Annotated in this window: 18 protein-coding genes; 8 read left to right on the forward strand and 10 right to left on the reverse strand. The window is 53.4% G+C overall.

The features are described from left to right. Positions 1–106: 106 nt before the first annotated feature. The gene (locus GE278_03395) at positions 107–2479 is read right to left on the reverse strand and encodes a DNA polymerase II (protein QLK59889.1); all 2373 of its coding nucleotides are present in this window, start codon (positions 2477–2479) and stop codon (positions 107–109) included. Between the two features lie 271 nt (positions 2480–2750). Between GE278_03395 and GE278_03400 the strand changes: the two genes are divergently transcribed. Further along, complete coding sequence (locus tag GE278_03400; protein ID QLK59890.1) at positions 2751–3518, forward strand: DedA family protein; 768 nt, start codon at positions 2751–2753, stop codon at positions 3516–3518. Here the strand turns inward: GE278_03400 and thiQ are convergent. From thiQ to sgrR, 4 genes are all read right to left on the reverse strand, one after another. Further along, positions 3508–4215, reverse strand: coding sequence for a thiamine ABC transporter ATP-binding protein ThiQ (thiQ, locus tag GE278_03405; GenBank protein ID QLK59891.1), 708 nt, complete (start codon positions 4213–4215; stop codon positions 3508–3510). The genes GE278_03400 and thiQ overlap by 11 nt on opposite strands. Then, positions 4199–5809, reverse strand: a complete 1611-nt coding sequence (thiP, locus tag GE278_03410) for a thiamine/thiamine pyrophosphate ABC transporter permease ThiP (protein ID QLK59892.1) — start codon at positions 5807–5809, stop codon at positions 4199–4201. The genes thiQ and thiP overlap by 17 nt, the downstream gene beginning before the upstream one ends. Beyond that, positions 5785–6783: a thiamine ABC transporter substrate binding subunit gene (locus GE278_03415; GenBank protein QLK59893.1), complete on the reverse strand. Its 999-nt coding sequence runs from the start codon at positions 6781–6783 to the stop codon at positions 5785–5787. The genes thiP and GE278_03415 overlap by 25 nt, the downstream gene beginning before the upstream one ends. Positions 6784–7117: 334 nt before the next feature. Beyond that, entirely contained in the window at positions 7118–8782 is a 1665-nt protein-coding gene (sgrR, locus tag GE278_03420) for an HTH-type transcriptional regulator SgrR (protein QLK59894.1), read from the reverse strand. A gap of 102 nt (positions 8783–8884) precedes the next feature. On the opposite strand from sgrR, the gene sgrT reads away from it, so the two are divergent. Both sgrT and GE278_03430 read left to right on the forward strand, forming a co-directional pair. After that, entirely contained in the window at positions 8885–9085 is a 201-nt protein-coding gene (gene sgrT, locus GE278_03425; protein QLK59895.1) for a glucose uptake inhibitor SgrT, read from the forward strand. A gap of 178 nt (positions 9086–9263) precedes the next feature. Beyond that, positions 9264–10427: an MFS transporter gene (locus GE278_03430; protein QLK59896.1), complete on the forward strand. Its 1164-nt coding sequence runs from the start codon at positions 9264–9266 to the stop codon at positions 10425–10427. Positions 10428–10487: 60 nt separating this feature from the next. On the opposite strand, the gene leuD is transcribed toward GE278_03430, so the two are convergent. The 5 genes from leuD to leuL all read right to left on the reverse strand — a co-directional run bounded on the left by leuD (position 10488) and on the right by leuL (position 15363). Beyond that, entirely contained in the window at positions 10488–11090 is a 603-nt protein-coding gene (leuD, locus tag GE278_03435) for a 3-isopropylmalate dehydratase small subunit (protein ID QLK59897.1), read from the reverse strand. 10 nt (positions 11091–11100) lie between these two features. Then, positions 11101–12501, reverse strand: coding sequence for a 3-isopropylmalate dehydratase large subunit (leuC, locus tag GE278_03440; protein QLK59898.1), 1401 nt, complete (start codon positions 12499–12501; stop codon positions 11101–11103). Between the two features lies 1 nt (position 12502). Then, complete coding sequence (gene leuB, locus GE278_03445; GenBank protein QLK59899.1) at positions 12503–13594, reverse strand: 3-isopropylmalate dehydrogenase; 1092 nt, start codon at positions 13592–13594, stop codon at positions 12503–12505. A gap of 2 nt (positions 13595–13596) precedes the next feature. Then, complete coding sequence (leuA, locus tag GE278_03450) at positions 13597–15186, reverse strand: 2-isopropylmalate synthase (GenBank protein ID QLK59900.1); 1590 nt, start codon at positions 15184–15186, stop codon at positions 13597–13599. Positions 15187–15279: 93 nt separating this feature from the next. Next, positions 15280–15363, reverse strand: a complete 84-nt coding sequence (leuL, locus tag GE278_03455; protein QLK63169.1) for a leu operon leader peptide — start codon at positions 15361–15363, stop codon at positions 15280–15282. Positions 15364–15938: 575 nt separating this feature from the next. On the opposite strand from leuL, the gene leuO reads away from it, so the two are divergent. The 5 genes from leuO (at position 15939) to cra (ending at position 22766) form a co-directional block, all read left to right on the forward strand. Continuing rightward, positions 15939–16886 carry a transcriptional regulator LeuO gene (gene leuO, locus GE278_03460; protein QLK59901.1) on the forward strand — a complete coding sequence of 316 codons (948 nt, stop codon included), beginning with the start codon at positions 15939–15941 and terminating at the stop codon, positions 16884–16886. A 289-nt stretch (positions 16887–17175) separates the two neighbouring features. Then, positions 17176–18972, forward strand: a complete 1797-nt coding sequence (locus tag GE278_03465; protein ID QLK59902.1) for an AMP-binding protein — start codon at positions 17176–17178, stop codon at positions 18970–18972. Positions 18973–19381: 409 nt separating this feature from the next. Next, on the forward strand, positions 19382–21100 hold the full coding sequence (ilvI, locus tag GE278_03470; GenBank protein ID QLK59903.1) for an acetolactate synthase 3 large subunit: 1719 nt from the start codon (positions 19382–19384) through the stop codon (positions 21098–21100). A gap of 2 nt (positions 21101–21102) precedes the next feature. After that, on the forward strand, positions 21103–21594 hold the full coding sequence (ilvN, locus tag GE278_03475; protein QLK59904.1) for an acetolactate synthase small subunit: 492 nt from the start codon (positions 21103–21105) through the stop codon (positions 21592–21594). 167 nt (positions 21595–21761) lie between these two features. Further along, positions 21762–22766: a catabolite repressor/activator gene (cra, locus tag GE278_03480; GenBank protein ID QLK59905.1), complete on the forward strand. Its 1005-nt coding sequence runs from the start codon at positions 21762–21764 to the stop codon at positions 22764–22766. Positions 22767–22801 lie beyond the last annotated feature (35 nt).

Here is a 22801-nt window from a genome sequence, read left to right on the forward strand (position 1 = left end):
AGTGTTTCACTGTGTGAGGATGATTCAGAAATGGGAAAGGGCGCTATGGTAATGGAAGGTAAACGATTCGTCACCTGCGAATCACCGGACCCGCGCCAACTTTTGTTTAAAACAGCCCCATCTGACCTGTAATAAGTGTAGCAAAATCGTCATGCAGGAAAGGCAAAATGCCGTCGGCCACCGGTTCCAGCTGGCGTTCAATGTAATGATCGTAGTCGATAGGGGACAGGCGGTTCTCCAACGGTTCCGGCCCGGACGTGGTCATCACGTAGCTAATCCAGCCGCCGTTCTGGTACTGCTTCGCCCGTCCGTGCAGCGCGTTATACTCATCGGCTAACCGCGCTGCGCGAACATGCGGCGGCACGTTTTTCTCATAGTCGCTGAGCTTACGGCGCAGGCGTTTTCGATAGACCAGTTTATCATCAAACTCACCATTGAGCGTGCTGGCTACGTAGTCACGGACATAATCCTGATAAGGCTGACGGTGGAAAATTCGCTGATACAGTTCCTGCTGAAAGACCTGCGCGAGCGGTGTCCAGTCCGTGCGCACGGTTTCCAGACCTTTATAGACGATATGTTCACCGTCGGCGTCTTTTACCAGCCCGGCATAGCGTTTTTTACTGCCGGTTTCCGACCCGCGAATGGTCGGCATCAAAAAGCGCTGATAATGCGTTTCAAACTCCAGCTCCAGCGCGCTTTCCAGCCCGTACTCCTGCTGTAAATGCGCCTTCCACCACGTATTCACCTGTTCCACCAGATGGCGCCCAATCACGTCTGCGTCTTCCTGACTGTGCGCTTTGTTCAGCCAGACGAAGGTGGAATCGGTATCGCCATAAATCACCTGATAGCCTTCGGCCTCAATCAGTTCACGGGTCTGACGCATGATGTCGTGTCCGCGCAGGGTAATCGACGAGGCGAGACGCGGATCAAAGAACCGGCAGCCGCTTGACCCCAGCACGCCGTAAAAGGCGTTCATGATGATTTTCAGCGCCTGAGACAGCGGTTTGTTTTTCTGCTTTTTGGCTTCTTCCCGGCCCATCCAGATTTGACGGACGATCTCCGGCAGGCAATGTTTTTCCCGCGAGAAACGCGCATTGCGATAGCCGGGCACCGAGTGTTCGTCGTCTGGCTGTTGAAGTCCGGCAACCAGCCCGACCGGATCAATCAGAAAGGTGCGGATAATCGACGGGTACAGACTTTTGTAATCGAGCACCAACACGGAGTCGTACAAACCGGGGCGCGAATCCATCACAAATCCGCCGGGGCTCATTTCGCCTTCCAGCTCGCCCAGATTGGGCGCGACATAACCGGCGCGGTGCATACGGGGAAGATAAAGATGGGTAAATGCCGCCACCGAACCGCCGCTGCGATCGACCGCCAGACCGGTGACCGACGCGCGCTCGAGCAGGAATGGCATCAGCTCCGTTTTGGCGAAAATACGCGTAACCAGTTCGCAGTCTTTGAGGTTGTAGCGAGCCAGCGCTGGTTTGTCTTCACGAAAACGCTGTTCGATTTCCGCCAGCCGCTGATAAGGGCTGTCGCTGGATTTCCCTTCGCCCAGCAAACTTTGCGAAACGAATTCGAGGCTAAATGAATTGAAATTCCAGAATGCGGATTTCAGGGCTTCGATGCCATCAATGATCAGGCGTCCGGCAGCGGCGGCAAAAAAATGGCCCTGCTTGAAACCGTGCTCGCGCCATTCCAGTTCACCGCCGTCGCGACCAAAACGCAGCGGAGTCTTGTAACGTTCTGCGTGTTTTTGCAGCACGCGCAGATCAAACTGCACCACGTTCCACCCGATGATGGCGTCCGGGTCGTACCGTTCCAGCCATTCATTTAGCTTTTGCAGCAGCTGCGGGCGGCTGTCGACGTATTCCAGATGGAAATCAAACTTACTTTCAGGGTCACCGTTTGGCGGCCCGAGCATATAGACGTGGCGTTGCCCGCAGCCTTCCAGCCCGATGCAATACAGCTCGCCGTTACCGCTGGTTTCGATATCCAGTGAACAGAGTTTCATCGGTGGCCGGTAGCCTTCGGCAGGCTTCATTTTGGTGTCGAGCAGCAGATTGCCCGGCCCCGGTTTACCGCTAAACCAGACCGGCGCGGTGATATAACGCTCCATCAGAAAACGTTCCGGCGGGCGAATATCCGCCTCATACACCTGAACGCCGCCTTCTTTTAGCAGCTTTTCGATGCGCATCAACTGGCGATGCTGTGGGCAATACAGGCCGAGAACCGGCCGCGAATGGAAATCCTGCATCGGCAATGCGCGTAAACTGACATTTTTTTCATCGGCCAGAATACGTTCCGCCTGAGCCTTATGAACGGCAGGGATAAACGCCACGGACTCCTGTAACGGCAGACGGATTTTTTGCGCGCCCTCGTCCGTCGCCAGCCACAATTCCACCTCGGTACCCCGCTGTGTGTCGCGCCAGTGGCGGGTTAGTACAAAACCCTGACGTGGTGTGGCGTCAGCGATGGCAGAAGAGGGACGTACGTTTGGGGAGTTGATAAGCGCCTCGGAACGACAGAGATGGATAAGAGATCGTCAAAGACAGAGTATGGTTATTTATACAGTCTTTGTCTATTACTAAGGTCTCAGCCAAATACGCATACAATTACACGGTTGACTGTGAAAGTTCGTGCGCTGACAATTCAGCCGCTTAATGTTTTGACTACAATGAGAATGCAGAAAACTCACATTTGTCTCATTTATCTGCGCAATTCGCGTAACTGAATACTGGGAATTTATGGAAGCCTATCTACAACATCTGGTCGCTCAGTCGGTGGGCTTTGCTTTAATTATTGTCGCTGTCGTCGCATTTTTCGAATCATTGGCGCTGGTCGGGCTAATCCTGCCGGGCACGGTGATGATGGCCACGCTGGGGACGCTGATCGGCAGTGGTCAGGTCGGCCTGTACGAAGCCTGGCTGGCAGCCGGACTGGGTTGCTTCCTCGGCGACTGGGCGTCCTACTTTATCGGGCGTGGGTTCAAAGAACCGCTGCACCGCTGGCGCTTCCTTCAGCGCTATCAGTCTTTGCTCGATAAAACAGGATATGCCCTCGACCGCCACAGTTTTGCCACGGTGATTCTGGGACGTTTTATCGGCCCGACGCGTCCTCTGGTGCCGCTGGTTGCCGGTATGCTTAATCTGCCACCGTATAAATTTGCGCCGCCGAATATTGTCGGTTGTATCACCTGGCCGCCGGTCTATTTCCTGCCGGGGATCCTGGCAGGTGTCGCCATCGACATTCCGGCCAGTCACAACAGCGGCGTATTCAAATGGATGCTGTTTATCAGCGTAATGCTGATCTGGCTCAGTGCCTGGCTGGCGTGGCGCTGGTTCCGCGCCGGAAAAGGCTCGCCGGACATGATGACCAAATGGCTGCCGCTGTCGCGATTACGGGTGGTGTGCGTGCTGAGCGTGGTGGCGACGGTGGTGAGCATGGTGATGCTCAGTAAGCAGCCGATGATGCCGGTTTACGGCCATCTTTTGTGGAAGGTGATCACCCGCTGACGGGACTGATGCCTAGCACTTTAGCTTCCGGCGCGGTGCCGTCCACCAGCGCCTGCGTCGGGCCATCGTAGAAAATCCGGCCGTCGACTACCAGCAGGGTGCGCGGGGCAATCCGCGCCGCATCATCGAGATTATGTGACACCATCAGCAGCGTCAGATTGCGCTGCCCGCAGACTTTATCCAGCAAGCTCAGCATTTCACTGCGCAGCGCCGGATCGAGCGCTGAGAAAGGCTCGTCGAGCAGCAAAATCGGCTGGCTGCGTAACAGACAGCGCGCCAGCGCCACCCGCTGCCGCTGGCCACCGGAAAGCTGTGACGGCAGGCGATCCAGACAATCACTCAGCCCGACCTGTCGGGCGATCTCTTCCAAATCCTGCTTTTGCTTCGTGCTGAGTTTCAGCCCCGGATGTAACCCCAGCCCCATGTTCTGACGCACGTTCAGATGTGAGAACAAATTGTTCTCCTGAAACAGCATCGCCACCGGACGTTTCGCCGGTGGCGTGGTGCTGTGATCGTCGCCATTGAGCAGGATCTGCCCGCTCACCGGCGCGAGAAAACCAGCGACCAGGCTCAGCAGCGTACTTTTGCCCGCGCCGCTCGGGCCGAGGATCGCCACGCGTTCGCCCGCGTTGATGTGTAAATCAAAACGCATCGGCAGATGCTCGTACAGATAAGTCAGTTTATTCAGCGTCAGCATGGCGGCCCGGCAGTTTCTCGATCAGGGTGAATAACAGGAAGCACAGCAGCAGCAATAACAGCGCAGTCACCGCGCCGTCCTGACTGCGGTAGGAACCGATCTGCTGATACAAATAAAACGGCAACGTGCGGAAATCTTCATTGCCGAACAGGGCGATCACGCCGAAATCCCCCAGCGACAGCACGCAGGCAAACGCCAGTGCCTGGGCTAACGGGCGTTTCAGCGCACTCAGCTCTACCCGGCGCAGCCGCTGCCAGCCGTGCATATCCAGCGAAAGACACAGCGGATTGTAGCGTTCTGCGACGTCGCGCATCGGGTTATCCAGCACTTTTAACGCATATGGCACGGCCATCAGCGCATTAGTGAGGATCACCAGTGGCCACGGCGATTGCGGCAAACCGGTGGTGTCGCCGAGCAGCAGGAAAAATCCGGTCGCCAGCACGATGCCCGGCATCGCAAGGATCAGCATCCCGCTGAGATCCAGCGCCTGCGCCCAGCCGTACTGCTTGCGTAAACGCAGTTCGCGGCTGCTCCACAGCAACATCATGGTCAACAGTAAGCAAAGCAATCCGCTGCCCAGTGCTATGCGCACTGACGTCCACAACGCCTGCCACAACGCGGCCTGTTGCAGAACGCTGACCGCAGCGCGATTCACGCCATCAAAAATCACCGCCAGCAGCGGTGGCAGGATCAGCAGCAGTGCGAAGCCGATCAGCACCCCGTCAGCGAGGCGGCGCGGCAGAGAGTCATCGGGATTACGCCAGCGCTGGGAGTGCGTCTGTCCCACCGGCAGCGCCTGGCTGAGTTTCTGGCTCAGCAACACCAGCGCCAGACAGCAGAACAGCTGGATCAGCGCCAGCGTGGCGGCACGGCCTAAATCGTAGTCATAACTGAGAGCCTGATAGATTGCCAGTTCGATAGTGGTCGCCTGTGGCCCTCCGCCGAGAGACAGTACGGTGGCGAAGCTGGCAAAACACAGCATGAAAATCAGGGCCGCGGCGGGGAAAATCTGGCGGCGCAGGGCAGGCCATTCGACAAAGCGGAACTGCTGCCACGCATTCATGCCAAGCTGTGCGGCAAGCTGGCGCTGTTCGACGGCGATATTCTCCAGCGCCTGCAACAACAGGCGGGTGGCGAGCGGCAGATTGAAGAAGATGTGCGCCAGCAAAATGCCCTGTAAGCCGTAGGGTGAAAAATGATAATCCACGCCGAGCCAGCCGCACACCTGCGCCAGCCAGCCTTGTCTGCCGTAGACGCTGAGAATGCCAAACACGGCTACCAGCACCGGCAGCACCAGCGTCATTGCGCATAAACGCAGCAGCAACTGACGGCCGGGAAAACGACGGCGAAACAGCGCCCGCGCCAGTAAAATCGCGGGCAGTACCGAGCAGAGCGCTGAAAGCAGCGCCTGCCAGAAGGTGAAACGGATCACATGCCAGAGATAGGGATCCTGCCACAGCGAGGCGCCGCTCATCTGCGGCGCATGACGCCACAGAGAGCCAAGAGCCAGCGCAGCCACCAGCAGCATCGCCAGCGATGCCACCGCGCCCGGCCACAGCCAGCGTGGGATCAACGGCTGACCGCGTTCTGCCACGCCTGGATCCATTCTGTGCGGTGAGTCGCGACGTCCTGCGCGCTGTATTGCAGCGATTTTGCCGGTACCGTCAGCTGATTAAAAGCATCGGGCAGCGGCGTGGCGATCACCGGATACATCCAGTTACCGGTCGGTATCACTTTCTGGAAACCATCGGTGGTGACGAATTTCATAAACTGTTCTGCCAGCTTCGGCTGTTTGCTGTTTGCCAGCTGGCCCGCCACTTCCACCTGCATGTAGTGACCTTCGGTGAAACTGGCGGCCGCGTAGTTATCCTTTTTCTCTTCGATGATGTGATACGCCGGAGAGGTGGTGTAACTCAGTACCAGATCGCTTTCGCCTTTGAGGAACAAACCGTAGGCCTCGCTCCAGCCTTTGGTGACAGTAACGGTTTTCTTCGCCAGTTTCTGCCATTCTTGCGGTGCTTTATCGCCATAGACTTTTTGCATCCACAGCATCAGACCCAGACCCGGCGTGCTGGTGCGCGGATCTTCGTAGATCACTTTCCATTTCTGATCGCTGTTAATCAGCTCATCAAGACTTTTCGGCGGATTTTTCAGTTTGTTTTTATCGTAGACGAACGCGAAATAGCCGTAATCGTAAGGCACGAAGGTGCTGTTATCCCAGCCGCCGGGGACAGTCAGTTTGGCCTCGGTTTTCGGGGCTTTAGCGAAAAGCCCGGTTTGCTCCGCGGCTTGCAGCAGATTGTTATCAAGCCCGAGTACCACGTCAGCTTTACTGTTTTTGCCTTCCATGCGCAGACGGTTAAGCAAAGACACACCATCCTCCAGCGCGACGTATTTCAGCTCGCAGCCGCATTGCGCTTCAAAGGCTTTTTTGATGGCAGGACCCGGCCCCCAGTCGGCAGAAAACGAGTCGTAGGTGTAAACCGTCAGGACGGGTTTAGTCGCACTGTCCGTGGCCGCAAAGGCCGGGGCAGAAAGTAACAGCAGGCAGGGAAGTAATTTTTTCAACTTTGCGCTCCAAAAAAATAAAGGGGCAAAGGTTTTTGAGTGAGCGAGGCACAGTCTCAAATCCCTCCGCCGGGATTAACCGGACCAGGTTCGACGGGTTTACTCTCAGCCTTTTTAAACTTGCTGCGCAGATGTTGATCGGGCGTCGTACAGTGCTCGCCATGCTCACGTACTGATGTACGCTGCGCTGGCTGTGCGCTGGACTTCACCCGCTGAACACGTGCTCGCGGCGTTTAAAGATCGAGCTCATTCTTCTTTGAAAAGAATAAACTTCAGGCACCCCGTTGAGAACGGATGTCATTCTAGAGATTAACGTGGCGATGCGAAAGTCCGATTAGCTGTCAGGGGGTGCAAACCAGGCGGATTTAAAGTCAAACCAGCCAAGGGTGTTCATGCGCACGCCGCGCATACTGCGTTGCCCTTGCAAAACTAACCAGTGATGGAACAGCGGATGAATGTGATGACTGGCAACCTGTTTCTGGCTCCATTCGGCCATGGAGAATTTACCCGCGTGCCATAACGCGGCGTCCTCGCTCATGTCATTGCTGAAACAGTGCGCGGCTAACGGCAGCTCGAAGAATGTCGCAAACAGGGAGAACTCTAACGGCAGGGTAAAGTTAGCGCTGCCGAGCCACAAATCGCTTTTTGCCTCACCGCGGTGCCAGATGGCGTAATCCACAATCTGAATGATCAGTTCGATACCTTCTGCCGCCAGCAGCGGACTCAGTGCATTGCAGATTGCGTGATGCTCCGAATGTTCGCTGTAAAACGTCAGTGTTATCTGTGTCAGACCCTGCGGTTTTATCGGTCGCGCCTGCGAGTCTTTATGATGCCAGCGAGGCAGCAGGCCATAGGCCGGCGACCAGTAGCGTTGATAAATGGGTTCTGCGGCGTTGAGTAATGCAATCGGGCTGAGTAATTCACAGAGCCATTCGCGGATTTCATTCTGTTGTCCGACGGACGATCGCTTATCGAACAGCAGGAAATAACAACCTTCTTCAAGGCGGCTTTCCAGCTCGCTTTTGCCGGATTCATCCGCCTGTAACTGCACGCCGGAATGAACCAGATCTTCGGTCAGCTCCGGGAGTACCCAGATATTCACTTCATCAATCAGTGCGCGAAAACCGAAATACTCGTCAAACGCACGGATACGCAGCTGCGTTTTCTGATTACGCACCACGGCGTAAGGGCCGGTGCCGACCGGATGTCGGGCAAAGTCGGGCAGTGACTGCCACTCCTGCGGCAGGATCATGGCGTGAACATTACCAAACAGCCACGGCAGCCAGCGGTCGGGAGTCAACAGATGGATATCGATCACATTGGGTGTGGGCGAGGAAACTGACGCGAGATTGCTAAATAACCGGTGAGCCTTTTGCAGTCGGGTAAACGTGGCGATGATATCCGCCATCTCCAGTTCGCGGCCATGATGGAAATGGATCGCAGGACGCAGATAAAACCGCCAGTGCAGCGGTGTGATCTCCTGCCAGTGATGGGCCAAATCAGCTTTTACTTCCCCTTTTTCCTCATTTATGCGCGTCAGACCGCTGAAGATTTGACGGGCGATATGCGTTTCAGAACGGCGCAACATGGTACCAGGCAGCAGGTTAAACAACGGACGATAATACAGCACGCGCAGGATATGTTTACCCTGACGGAAGCTGCGGCCCAGTTGCGACAGCAACATCTGGCGCACCTGAGTTTTATCACCCACCAGTTGCACCAGTTGTTCGACTTTATCTTGATCGAGAAGCTCTTCGGCGCGCTGCTGCTGGAGGGCCAGCCCGGTATAGAGAAATGTCAGCCGGGAACGTTTGCCGCGCCCGGCCTCGGCATCCCACTTCAGCCAGCCCAGTTCCTGCATAGCGTTGAGCAGTGAACGCATGTGCCGCCGCGAACAGTTCAGGATCTCGGACAGCGCCTGCAATGTCGTTTCGGTTTCTTCGCCGTGACAGGATTGCCACAACCGGATGAATTGTTGCTGCAAACGCGGTGAGGTCATAAAAGGGGAACTCCATGGACGATTTTCATCAATTTATCTTTCCCCATATTACTCCGATACTGTTTCTCAACGAAAGCCTGTTGTAAATACCCGGAGGTCTTCATGAAACGCACTTTGAATGCCCGTTTTTATCAGCGTTATTTCTCCGCTATTAGCAGCGCTGCCATTAAACGCAACGCGGCAAAAAATCATGCTGACTGGTTGTCCTGGGTGCCGGTGGATTACCGGATGGATATTCTCTCCCGGCTGACCCAGTGGGATATGGAGACGCTGGACGAGGAGCAATACCGTCAGCGAATCTGACCCCACGTCCGCAGGTACGACCAAATTCGATTTTCTGAGTAATGGTGTAATTTCACCAGCCAGTGGGGAGACTCACTGGTTTTTTTATATCCATTTTTCAGAACCCCTCGAAACCCTTTAAAACTTAGCTACACTGGGGGTCTTGTTTGTAAGACTTTCATTTCTCAGGGACGACGTCATGCCAAAACCTCGTATTAATGCCATTTATGTCACCTTTCTGGTGGTGTCCTTGCTGTGTGGTATCGCTGGCGCGTTACAGGCGCCGACGCTGAGTCTGTTTCTGACCAATGAAGTGAAAGTCCGCCCGCTGTGGGTTGGCTTCTTTTATACCGTCAATGCCATCGCCGGGATTGCGATCAGTTTTCTGCTGGCGAACCGTTCCGACAATAAAGGTGACCGCCGCAAGCTGCTGATCTTTTGTTGCCTGATGGCCATCGGTAACAGTCTGGTCTTTGCGTTCAGCCGCGACTATCTGGTGCTGATTACCGTCGGCGTATTGCTGGCGGCGATCGGTAATGCCTCGATGCCGCAGCTGTTTGCACTGGCGCGAGAACATGCCGATCGCTCATCAAGCGAAGTGGTGATGTTCAGCTCGATGATGCGTGCAATGCTCTCGCTGGCGTGGGTGCTCGGCCCGCCACTTTCTTTTATGCTGGCGCTGAATTACGGCTTTACACCGATGTACCTGAGCGCAGCGGCAGTGTTTGTCGGCAGCATACTCATGATTGTCTTCTTCCTGCCGTCAGTGCCGCGCGTTGAGCAACCTGTGGACGAAAAAGTGGTGCCGGTCAGCGCGTGGCGCAATAAAGATGTGCGCCTGCTCTTCTTTGCATCCTTACTGATGTGGACCTGCAACATCATGTACGTGATTGATATGCCGCTTTATATCACCAGCGATCTGGGCTTACCGGAAGGGCTGGCGGGCTTGCTGATGGGGACGGCTGCAGGGCTCGAAATTCCGGCGATGTTGCTTGCGGGTTATCTGGTCAAACGCACAGGTAAGCGCAAGCTGATGCTGTATGCGGTGGCGAGCGGTGTGGTTTTCTACGCCGGATTGGTGCTGTTCCAGTTCAAAGCTGCGCTGATGTTCCTGCAACTGTTTAACGCGATTTTCATCGGCATCGTGGCGGGTATCGGGATGCTCTATTTTCAGGATTTGATGCCGGGCCGTGCAGGTTCAGCGACTACGTTATTCACCAACAGCATTTCCACTGGCGTTATCTGCGCGGGGTTATTGCAGGGCTTTATCGTCGAAAGCTTCGGGCATTATCCGGTGTACTGGGTGGCGACGGCGTTGGCTATTATCGCATTAGGACTCATGTATAAAGTCAAAGACGTCTGAATGAAATGAAAAGAAAAACCCGCGACAGTCGCGGGTTTTTTTATGCCGACGGGGTAGCAATCAGTTCATAAAGACAGGCTGATTCTTCTCGTAAGCAGAGATGTTTTCTTCGTGTTGCAGCGTCAGACCGATGCTGTCCAGACCGTTGATCATGCAGTGACGGCGGAAGCTGTCGATCACAAATGGATAGCTTTTATCACCGGCTTTGACGGTCTGCGCTTCCAGATCCACTTCGAAAGTGATGCCTTCATTATCTTTCACCAGCGCGAACAGTTCATCAATTTCTGCATCGCTCAGGGTGATTGGCAGCAACTGGTTGTTGAACGAGTTACCGTAAAAGATATCGGCAAAACTCGGGGCGATCACCGCGTGGAAACCGTAGTCGGTCAGCGCCCACGGCGCATGTTCACGGGATGAACCGCAGCCAAAGTTTTCACGCGCCAGTAAAATACTCGCGCCTTTATAACGCGGCTTGTTCAGAACGAAGTCCGGGTTAGGCACCTGACCCGCGTCGTCCAGAAAACGCCAGTCGTTGAACAGATGCTGACCGAAACCAGTGCGGGTCACTTTCTGCAAAAACTGTTTCGGAATGATGGCATCGGTATCGACGTTAGCAGCATCCAAAGGAACCACCAGACCGATGTGTTGGGTAAATTTAGCCATGGTGTTTTCCTCAGTTCAGTTCACGAATATCAGCGAAACGGCCAGTAACTGCCGCAGCGGCCGCCATTGCCGGGCTGACCAGATGCGTGCGTCCGCCACGGCCCTGACGGCCTTCGAAGTTACGGTTGCTGGTAGACGCGCAACGTTCGCCCGGTTCCAGACGGTCGTTATTCATCGCCAGACACATAGAGCAGCCCGGCAGACGCCATTCGAAACCAGCTTCGATGAAGATCTTATCCAGACCTTCTTCTTCGGCCTGTGCTTTTACCGGGCCGGAGCCGGGTACCACAATCGCCTGCACGCCGGTCGCAACTTTACGACCTTTGGCGACGGCGGCGGCAGCGCGTAAATCTTCGATACGTGAGTTGGTGCAGGAACCGATGAACACTTTATCGATCGCCACGTCGGTCAGTTTAATGCCCGGTTGCAAATCCATATATGCCAGCGCTTTTTCAGCGGATGCGCGTTCTACCGGATCGGCAAAAGAGGAAGGATTTGGGATCGTCTGATTAACGCCCATGACCTGACCGGGGTTCGTACCCCAGGTGACCTGCGGTGCGATATCTGCCGCGTCCAGCGTCACCACACTGTCGAATTTGGCATCCGCATCCGTTTTCAGGGTTTTCCAGTACTCGACGGCAGCGTCCCAGCTCTGATCTTTCGGCGCGAACTGACGGCCTTTCAGATAAGCAAATGTGGTGTCGTCTGGCGCGACCAGACCGGCTTTAGCGCCCATTTCAATCGCCATGTTGCACAGGGTCATACGACCTTCCATGCTCAGCGCTTCAATGGCTTTACCGCAGAACTCGACAACGTGACCGGTACCGCCGGCGCTGCCGGTTTTACCGATGATCGCCAGTACGATGTCTTTGGCGGTGATACCGGCAGGTGCGTCGCCGGTCACTTCGATTTTCATCGTTTTAGCGCGACCCTGTTTCAGGGTTTGCGTCGCCAGCACGTGTTCCACTTCTGATGTGCCGATACCGAAAGCCAGTGAGCCAAACGCACCGTGCGTCGCTGTATGAGAGTCGCCGCAGACGATGGTCATGCCCGGCAAGGTCATGCCCTGCTCAGGGCCGATCACGTGAACGATGCCCTGGAAGGGGTGGTTCAGGTCATACAGCTGCACGCCAAATTCTGCGCAGTTCTTGATCAATTCCTGCATCTGAATGCGCGCCATCTCGCCGCTTGCATTGATGTCTTTGGTTTGAGTGGATACGTTGTGGTCCATCGTGGCGAAGGTTTTACCCGGCTGACGCACCGGACGTCCCATCGCGCGCAGGCCGTCGAACGCCTGCGGAGAAGTCACTTCGTGCACCAGGTGGCGATCGATGTACAACAGCGGCGTTTCATTTTGCGCTTCGTAAACGACGTGCGCGTCATACAGTTTCTGATACAGCGTCTTCGCCATGTTATGCCCCTTCTTTAACAAAGCGGGCAATGATATCGCCCATTTCACTGGTGCCCAGCGCCTGCTGGCCGTTCGCCAAATCACCGGTGCGGTGTCCTGCTTCCAGCGCTTTATTGACGGCCTGCTCGATAGCGTTGGCCGCTTTATCCTCTCCCAGACTGTAACGCAGCAACAGCGCGGCAGAGAGGATCTGGGCAATCGGGTTAGCGATGTTTTTACCGGCGATATCCGGCGCGGAACCGCCCGCCGGTTCGAACAGACCAAACGCCTGTTCGTTCATGCTGGCGGAAGGCAACATACCCATGGAACCGGTAATCATTGCGCATTCGTCAGACAGGATGTCGCCGAACAGGTTGGAGCACAGCAGTACGTCAAACTGCGACGGATCTTTTATCAGCTGCATAGTCGCGTTATCGATGTACATGTGGCTCAGGCTGACGTCCGGGTAATCCTTCGCAATTTCGTTTACCACTTCACGCCACATAATGGACGTTTGCAATACGTTGGCTTTATCGATGGAAGTCACAATACTGCGGCGTTTGCGCGCAGATTCAAAGGCGATGCGGGCAATACGTTCGATCTCAAAGCGGTAATACACTTCGGTGTCGAAGGCTTTCTCATGCTGACCCTGGCCTTCTCGGCCTTTCGGCTGGCCGAAGTAAATGCCGCCGGTCAGTTCACGGACGCACAGAATGTCGAAGCCTTTAGCGGCGATGTCGGCACGCAGCGGGCAGAATTCTTCCAGACCCTGATACAGCCGGGCAGGGCGCAGGTTGCTGAACAATTTGAAATGCTTACGCAGGGGCAGCAATGCGCCGCGCTCCGGCTGATCATTTGGCGGCAGGTGTTCCCATTTCGGGCCACCGACCGAGCCGAACAGAATAGCATCGGCTTGTTCGCAACCGGCAACGGTCGCTTCCGGCAACGGACTGCCGTGTTTATCGATAGCTGCGCCACCGACGTCGTATTCGCTGGTGCTGATTTTCAGGCCAAAACGCGCACGTACTGCGTCCAGAACTTTGTATGCCTGGGCCATAACTTCCGGGCCAATTCCGTCTCCGGGTAAGACGGCAATATGATGGGTCTTGCTCATGTTCACACCGTTTCCTGATTATTTTGAATGTTATTTTGTTGCTTAACTTCGTGCTGCAAACGTTGTTTTTCGATCTCAACTTGTTTGCTGCGCCAGATATTATTCAGTACGTGAACCATCGCTTTGGCGGAGGATTCAACGATGTCCGTCGCCAGACCCACGCCGTGGAAGCGGCGGCCATTAAAGGAAACGACCACGTCGACCTGACCCAGTGCATCACGGCCCTGACCTTTGGCACTCAGCTGATATTTCACCAGCTCGATTTGATAACCGGTGATGCGGTTAATCGCCTGATAGACGGCATCAACGGGGCCATTGCCGGTGGCGGCTTCGGTAATAATTTCATCGCCGCATGCCAGATTCACTGATGCGGTAGCAGTGATCTTTGAGCCGGACTGCACGCTGAAGTTGTCCAGTCGGTAAAACTCTGGCTCTTCTTGCTGCTTATTAATGAACACCAGCGCTTCTAAATCGTAGTCGAAAACCTGACCTTTTTTGTCAGCCAGCTTCAGGAACGCGGCATACAGATGATCCATGTTGTAATCGGATTCTTTGTAGCCCATTTCTTCCATACGGTGCTTCACAGCGGCGCGACCAGAACGGGATGTCAGGTTTAACTGAATCTGGTTCAGACCAATGGATTCCGGAGTCATGATTTCGTAGTTTTCGCGATTTTTCAGCACGCCATCCTGATGAATACCGGAGGAGTGTGCGAAGGCGTTGGAGCCGACAATCGCTTTGTTGCCAGGGATCGGCATGTTGGTTATCTGGCTGACAATCTGGCTGGTACGATAGATTTCTTTGTGATTGATATTGGTGTGGACGTTCATGTAATCAGAGCGGGTGCGGATCGCCATGATGACTTCTTCCAGTGCGGTGTTCCCGGCGCGTTCGCCAATACCGTTCAGTGTGCCTTCTACCTGACGCGCACCGGCCTGAATCGCCGCGATAGAGTTACCTACCGCCATGCCCAGATCGTCGTGGCAGTGTACGGAGATAATCGCTTTATCAATGTTTGGCACGCGCTCATACAAATTAGTAATGATGCCGCCAAACTGAACCGGGGTGGTGTAACCGACCGTATCAGGAATGTTGATGGTGGTCGCTCCGGCTTTGATCGCGGCCTCGACGACGCGGCACAGATTATCCAGCGGTGTACGGCCCGCATCTTCGCATGAGAATTCGACGTCATCGGTATAGTTACGGGCTCGTTTCACCGAGTGAACTGCCATCTCCAGAACCTGATCAAACGAACGCTTCAGTTTGGACTCAATGTGCAATGTCGAGGTGGCCAGGAAAACATGGATGCGGAAGGCTTCAGCAACGCGTAATGCTTCGGCTGCAGCGTCGATGTCACCGTCTACGCAACGTGCCAGACCACAAACGCGGCTGTTTTTAATCTGGCGCGCGATCGTTTGCACAGACTCGAAATCGCCGGGGGAGGATACCGGGAAGCCGACTTCCATCACGTCAACGCCCATCCTTTCCAGCGCCATTGCAATTTGAATCTTCTCTTTAACACTCAGGCTGGCTTGTAACGCCTGCTCACCGTCACGCAGCGTGGTATCGAAAATAATGACTTGCTCGCTCATGGGTTTTTCCTTGTCTGCTCTATTTTTCGCGCCCTGCGGGAGATAAAAAAAAACCCGCGCATCGGCGCGGGTTTATTGTCTGTGGAAGTTGAATCAGTTCTGATTTTCGCCCACTGGCATACCGCGCAAATTTTTTGCGTTGAGTAGTAGGCCAAGGAGACGGGTAATCATGAACATGTATTTTCAGCTTCTCTTAATAGGGTAGTTAAAACGGATATCGTTCAAACAGTGCTTAAAGTGATACGGGAATGTGTGTGCTATGTCAACCTTCAGGGTGTGGAAATAGTGGTAATTTTTACAAATGAAAAGCAATCTCATTTAGCATAAAACACTACCTGTAAGCATGTGTTTGGAGGAAAGGATTTCTCAGCCATTACGACGATTTTCTTGGATAAAAACAGTACAAAAATGAACTATAAATTAATCTAATTGAAAAATAGTCTTTCTGATTCAGTTGATTAGATATGATTTACTGCTGCTTAACTTATTATTCATTTTTTGCATGTTGTTTCGGTAATTATTTTATTGTCTTATATCATCAGTTTTTAGAAGAGATATGAGATTAATATTTTGCTTTCTGATTATTAGAAACAACGCTTAGGTCCTTTTAAAATAATAACACTATGAAATGGCACGTATTTTTGTGGGCTATTATTTATTAGTCTGATATGACTGTGCCGTATTTTGTTTAAATAAATCAATTAAAGATAATCATTGTTATTCGAGCGTGATGATCTTTAATGGGGATAAACATGTCTGACATCATTACCGAAAACTCTGCAAAAGCTGCTGAGTTTGAAACGCATCTGCGTAATGTCGATCTTAATTTATTGACTGTCTTCGATGCCGTCATGCAATTACAAAATATTACACGTGCAGCCAATATGCTGGGCATGTCTCAGCCCGCTGTCAGTAATGCTGTGGCCCGTTTGAAAATCATGTTCAATGATGATTTATTTGTTCGCTACGGTCGGGGCATCCAACCGACAATGCGTGCCCGTCAGCTGTTCGGACCTGTTCGTCAGGCACTTCAGTTGATCATGAATGAATTGCCCGGTGCGGGCTTCGACCCCAGTGTCAGTATGCGACAGTTTAACGTCGCAATTTGCAGCCCGCTGGATAAACGCCTGACATCTCAGGTTCTGCACGCCGTCGATACCCTGGCCAGCAGCGTCAGTATCAAATTACAGACAATCGTTACTGATAATATTGAACATCAGCTGCGCTACCAAAATATCGAATTTATGATCAGCTACCGTAAATTTGAACGACCTGATTTCTGTAACGAACCATTATTTAATGACGAACTGGTATTGGTTGCGGCACAAAGTCATCCCCGGATTAGCCCTTACATGTCCGACGAGAAATACCTGCGCGAAAAACATGCTGTCATGATGATTGATCGCTTCTATTCTTTCAGTGCGCCTTATTATGATGATCCTGAGCTGCAATCTTTAATCGCCTATCAGGGAACCGATCTCTACAGCGTCATGGAAATCGTGTCGAAAACCGACATGGTGGCATTGGTTCCCCGCTGGTTAGCGCAGGCCAATACCGGCATCCTGAATTTATCTGTCATTCCATTACCGTGGATGAAAAATCAGCTGACCTGTTATCTGTCATGGCATGAGTCTTCCAGTAAAGACCGCGGCAATATGTGGATGAAATCTTTACTAAGCCAGTGTGTATTGACCCTCTGATCCCTAAACGAACATCATATTTACTTTGGCGTGTGCTGGAGTAAATATGCCTGGTTATGATTTATTTTGAAGTTTTTTATCCTGCGTGCTTTTTCGCCTGGTTAAAACTACGCGGGTTTTTTTCTCCCACCATTTACTCATTTTGAGCCGCTGTTTCGCATCCTCTGACGCTCTATAATTTCATTTCGCCGCGCAATATTTGTCGGTAGACTGCGTTAAATCTTTGTAACAGAGCAATTCAGTTAGCCGCCTCCTGGCGAGCTGCGCTGAACGCCGGTATAGACGCTCAATGAATTCAACCTTAAATGAGTACCATTTGATCGCCCGTTTTCGCCAACAGGTCACTCTTCGTGCTGACCAAACCGCCTTTCGTGAATGGTCACCTGCTGTTGAAACATCACTGACCTGGCGCCAGTTAGGGGCGAAAGTCGATGTTTTATCGTCTCTCCTTTTACGGGAGCAGGTGGAGGTTCAGGAGCGGATTGCAATCTGCGGGAACAATTCCATCGCCTGGGCAACGGCGGATCTGGCAATTTTGCAACTGCGCGCGGTCACCGTGCCGGTCTATGCCACGAACACGCCCGCGCAATCCGCGTACGTACTTAACGATGCGGATATCCGTATATTATTCGTGGTCGGCCAAAAGCAATACGACGCGGCGATTGCGTTGCGCGAGCTCTGCCCGCAGCTAAAACACATTCTGGTACTCGATAATAACGTCGATTTACAGGGTGTGAACATAGCCCGACATGTGCCAGATACCGCCGTACTGGACCCAGCGTCAGACGCCGAGCGCGAGGCTCGCATCAGCACCCGCGATCTCAACGATTTATTCACACTGATCTATACCTCAGGTACGACCGGGGAAGCCAAAGGCGTGATGCTCGACTATCGCAGCATGGCGACGCAACTGAAACAGCACGAAAAACGCCTGACGATTTCCGACCAGGATATCTCTCTGTGTTTTCTGCCGCTGGCTCACGTGTTCGAGCGGGCGTGGAGCTTCTTTGTTATGCACTGCGGGGCGCAGAACGTCTTTCTGCGTGATACCGATTTGGTACGGGATGCGTTACAGGCCGTGAAACCCAGCGTCATGTGCGCCGTGCCGCGTTTTTATGAAAAAGTGTTCAGTGCAATTCACGACAAAGTGGCCCGCGCGGGAACGGTGAAAAAGCGGCTGTTCCACTGGGCAGTGGCACAGGGTAAAGAGAAGTTTCTGACCGAGCGCCGTGGCGTACGTTATCCCTTTTGGCTTGCACCGGCATATTTTCTGGCGGACAAGCTGGTGCTTAAAAAGCTGCGTGGTTTGCTCGGCGGTAACTTACGTTTTCTGCCAGCGGCGGGCGCGAGCCTTGATGACAATGTGATTCTGTTTTTCGAATCCCTCGGTTTGCACATCAAGTACGGTTATGGTTTGACGGAAACGTGCGCCACCGTCACCTGCTGGGAAGAGAGGGATTTCCGCTTTGGCTCTGTCGGCACAGCGTTACCGGAAATCGATGTACGTATCGGTGACGAAAATGAAATTCAGGTACGCGGACCTACTCTGCTGCGTGGTTACTTCAATAAGCCGGAAGAAACAGCGGCCAGTTTCACTGCGGATGGCTGGTTCAAAACCGGTGATGCAGGGAAGATGGACGCAGAAGGCAACGTGTTTATCACCGAACGACTGAAAGATCTGATGAAAACCTCGGGCGGTAAATACATTGCGCCGCAGCGGATCGAAGGCACGCTGGTGCAGGATCGTTACATTGAACAGGCGGCAGTGATCGCCGATGAGCGTCACTTTGTTTCTGCGCTGATCGTGCCAGATTTCGATGTGCTCAATATGTACGCGCAGGCGCATCATATCGATTATTTCAACCGCAGCGGTCTGGTCAAAAACGAACAGATTCTGTCGCTGTTTGCTCATCAGTTGCGTGAAATTCAACAGGATTTGGCAGGCTTTGAGCAGGTGAAAAAATTTGTGCTGCTGATCAAACCTTTCACTATGGAATCCGGCGAACTGACGCCGACGCTCAAGCTGCGTCGTAAGATTATTTTCAGTCGCTACAAAAAGGAAATCGACGAACTGTACGGCGAATAACACCGCGACTCTCCCATTTTCTCAATACCGGCGAAGGCCTGTTCGCCGGTTCCCTGATCATTCCTATGTCAGCATCAGACATAATTTAATCCTGTAATTTTTCCCGCCTTCCTGATATTTCTGACTGGTTGCCGTACGCAGGCAGTGTTTTGTCCCGAACGGGCGATTGATGGCAGCGTGTCGCAATAAACGAAATCTGTCATCCCTATTTTGGCGTTTGCCTGACCCAAATTCTCACGCTAAGGTACTGAGTTGAGTTAGCAACGCCAATAAGAACAGCAGGGTTTTCATCCGCTCTGCGTAAAGGCCTAAAATTCAGTAATTTAACTTTAGATTGCTGCTTGATAGAACAGCTTGCTGAAATAAAAAGTCATCCTATAGAAGAAATAAAAAGCCTGGAGGCAAAACCATGGAGATGTTGTCAGGAGCCGAGATGGTCGTTCGATCGTTAATCGATCAGGGCGTGAAGCAGTTATTCGGTTATCCCGGCGGGGCGGTGTTGGATATCTATGATGCCCTGCACACGGTCGGCGGGATTGATCATGTGCTGGTGAGACATGAACAGGCCGCTGTTCATATGGCTGACGGTTATGCGCGCGCCACGGGCGAAGTGGGCGTGGTGCTGGTGACCTCCGGTCCCGGCGCAACCAATGCTATCACCGGTATTGCGACAGCTTATATGGATTCCATTCCGCTGGTGGTGCTATCCGGCCAGGTACACAGTTCACTTATCGGTTATGACGCGTTCCAGGAATGCGACATGGTGGGGATCTCCCGTCCAGTGGTGAAACACAGTTTTCTGGTAAAACGCGCGGAGGATATTCCTACCGTGCTGAAAAAAGCGTTCTATCTGGCGTCCACGGGCCGTCCGGGGCCGGTGGTGGTCGATTTGCCAAAAGACGTGGTGAATCCGCAAATCAAATTGCCATACGCTTACCCTGAGCAGGTAACGATGCGGTCCTATAATCCGACGGTGCAAGGCCATCGCGGGCAAATTAAACGCGGATTGCAGACGTTACTGGCCGCGAAAAAACCGGTGCTGTACGTCGGCGGTGGCGCGATCAACTCTGAGTGTCATGCGGAAATTCTGGAGCTGGCGGAGAAACTGAATCTGCCGGTAACCACCTCTCTGATGGGCTTGGGCGCATTTCCTGGCACCCATCGTCAGAGCCTCGGTATGCTCGGTATGCACGGCACCTACGAAGCCAATATGGTGATGCACAATGCGGATCTGATCTTTGGCGTGGGTGTGCGTTTCGACGACCGAACCACTAACAATCTGGCGAAGTACTGCCCGAATGCCACCGTAATGCATATCGATATCGATCCAACATCGATCTCAAAAACCGTCAGTGCCGACATTCCGATCGTCGGTGATGCGAAGCAGACGCTGGTTCAGATGCTGGAACTGCTGGCGCAGAGCGACGACAAACAGGAATTCGATGCGCTGCGCGACTGGTGGACAAGTATTGAAAACTGGCGTGCGCGTCAGTGCCTGAGCTACGACAAAAACAGTGGAAAAATCAAACCGCAGGCCGTTATCGAAACGCTGCATCGCCTGACCAAAGGCGATGCCTATGTGACGTCGGACGTCGGTCAGCATCAGATGTTTGCCGCACTCTATTATCAGTTTGATAAGCCACGTCGCTGGATAAATTCCGGTGGCCTCGGCACGATGGGCTTTGGCCTGCCGGCTGCGCTGGGTGTGAAACTCGGTCTGCCGGACGAAACGGTGATTTGTGTGACCGGCGACGGCAGTATCCAGATGAATATTCAGGAGCTGTCGACGGCGCTGCAATACGGTTTGCCAGTAATTGTGGTCAACCTGAATAACGGTTATCTCGGTATGGTGAAACAGTGGCAGGACATGATTTATTCTGGTCGCCATTCGCAATCCTACATGGAATCGCTGCCTGACTTCGTCAAACTGGCGGAAGCCTATGGTCACGTCGGCATTGCTATCCGCACGCCGGATGAGCTGGAAAGCAAACTTATTCAGGCACTGGAACAGAAAAATCGTCTGGTATTCGTGGATATCAGCATTGATGAAACAGAACACGTTTACCCGATGCACATCCGTGGCGGTGCGATGGACGAAATGTGGTTAAGCAAAACGGAGAGGACCTGATCATGCGCCGGATTTTATCAGTATTACTGGAAAACGAATCGGGCGCGTTGTCGCGCGTAGTCGGCCTTTTCTCTCAGCGTGGCTACAACATCGAAAGCCTCACTGTTGCGCCGACCGATGATCCGACATTGTCGCGAATGACGATCCAGACCGTAGGCGATGCCAAGGTGCTCGAGCAGATAGAAAAGCAGCTGCATAAGCTGGTCGACGTGCTGCGCGTCACCGAACTCGTGCAGGGCGCTCACGTTGAGCGCGAAATCATGCTGGTGAAGGTCCAGGCTTCCGGCTATGGCCGCGAAGAGGTGAAGCGTTCCACTGAAATCTTCCGTGGCCAGATTGTTGATGTTACGGCGACGCTTTACACCGTTCAGCTTGCGGGCACCAGCGACAAGTTAGACGCGTTTTTAGCCAGCATTCGTGATGTGGCTGAAATCGTCGAAGTGGCACGCTCCGGCGTGGTCGGTGTTTCGCGCGGCGATAAGATCATGCGCTAAAGCCTAAAAAATCAGCAGGATGTAAAATTTATCTGCTCTATGAAAGCTCAACTTTTTGGTTGGGCTTTCTTTTTTGTGGCTCAGGTGAAGCGATTCGGTAAAACACCTTGCCCGGCAGGGGCTTCTGGGGTTAGATAAAGCATTATCTTTCTTAAGGGGTTATCTCAGTGAAGCTGGATGAGATCGCGAGGTTAGCGGGCGTTTCGCGTACGACGGCCAGTTATGTAATTAACGGCAAAGCGAAGCAGTATCGTGTCAGCGATAAAACAGTCGAAAAAGTCATGGCTGTCGTGAAGGAACATAACTATCACCCGAATGCGGTGGCAGCGGGCTTACGCGCTGGCCGAACCCGATCTATTGGTCTGGTGATCCCCGATCTGGAAAATACCAGTTATACCAAAATTGCCAATTTTCTCGAACGTCAGGCACGCCAGCGCGGGTATCAGTTGCTGATAGCCTGTTCAGAAGATCAGCCCGACAACGAGATGCGCTGCATTGAGCATCTGCTGCAGCGTCAGGTTGATGCGATTATCATTTCCACGTCTTTACCGCCGGAGCATCCGTTTTATCAGCGCTGGGCCAATGACGATTTCCCCATTATTGCGCTGGATCGCGCGCTCGACCCTGAGCATTTCATCAGCGTTGTCGGTGCCGATCAGGAAGATGCCCTGATGCTGGCGCAGGAATTGCGTACATTCCCTGCTGAATCGGTATTGTATCTCGGTGCATTGCCTGAATTGTCGGTCAGCTTCCTGCGCGAGCAGGGCTTCCGCCAGGCCTGGGCTGAAGATTCACGTCAGCCGCAGTATCTTTACGCCAATGCATATGACCGTGAATCAGCGGCGGTGGTGTTTGCCCAGTGGCTGAAACACAATCCGATGCCGCAGGCGCTTTTCACCACCTCGTTCCAGTTGTTGCAGGGCGTCATGGACGTCACGCTGAAAACGGAAGGGCGTTTGCCTGTCGATCTGGTGATTGCCACCTTTGGGGATAACGAGCTTCTCGACTTCCTCGAGTGTCCGGTGCTGGCGGTCGCACAGCGTCATCGTGACGTTGCCGAACGTGTGCTGGAACTGGTACTTGCGTGTCTGGATGAACCGAAAAAGCCCAAAGCAGGCCTGACCCGTATTCGTCGCAACCTCTTCCGTCGTGGCCGGTTGAGCCGCAAGTGATCCTGACGGGTATTCTACTGAGTGCCCGTGATTCC

Source organism: Enterobacteriaceae bacterium Kacie_13, from assembly GCA_013457415.1.
In the GTDB taxonomy this organism is placed as follows: Bacteria; Pseudomonadota; Gammaproteobacteria; order Enterobacterales; family Enterobacteriaceae; genus Rahnella.